General features: G+C 51.8%; 1 protein-coding gene and 1 pseudogene. Both read right to left on the reverse strand.

Annotated features, from left to right (window positions below):
- Positions 1-61, reverse strand: a pseudogene (locus K0335_RS22590) (hypothetical protein); the annotation flags it as partial.
- On the reverse strand, positions 49-516 hold the full coding sequence (locus K0335_RS22300) for a lysis protein (RefSeq protein ID WP_001341210.1): 468 nt from the start codon (positions 514-516) through the stop codon (positions 49-51). The gene K0335_RS22300 and the pseudogene K0335_RS22590, both read right to left, overlap by 13 nt.
- Between the last annotated feature and the right edge of the window lie 11 nt (positions 517-527).

Here is a 527-nt window from a genome sequence, read left to right on the forward strand (position 1 = left end):
CCTGTCTACAGAGCCAGATGTGAAGGATGATGAGTAAAATTATCGCTATCATCGAAGGCATTGCGTCCTGATGTATTCCTGAAGCGTTCTCAGTGCTGTTTGGTCGCGGATAATTCCGTCCCGGATACCGAGAACGTTTCGTCCAGCAACTGGAGAGAGTTCGACGGTGGCATCATTGCCCATGCCGGAGGCGCTGGAGGTTTCGGCTGAGGATGGCACAGGGCATTTTCCTTTGACGAACACCCGACCACCATTATCAAGCTTGCGCCGAAGAGCATCATTTTCAGCTTTCGCATCAGCTAACTCCTTCGTGTATTTAGCATCGAGTGCATCAGCAGAACGCTGGCGCTGCTGCATGTCAGTAATGGTGGCGGTCGCCTGCTTCAGCTCACTGACTTTTTTATCTCGCTGTTCTTTGTAGGCGATGGCGTTATCACGGTAATGATTGACCGCCCACGACAGGCAGACGATGATGCAGATAACCAGAGCGGAGATAATCGCGGTTACTCTGCTCATTGTTGCCCCCA

The sequence above is a fragment of the Escherichia sp. GZ89 genome (genome assembly GCF_019366485.1).
GTDB lineage: Bacteria > Pseudomonadota > Gammaproteobacteria > Enterobacterales > Enterobacteriaceae > Escherichia > Escherichia fergusonii.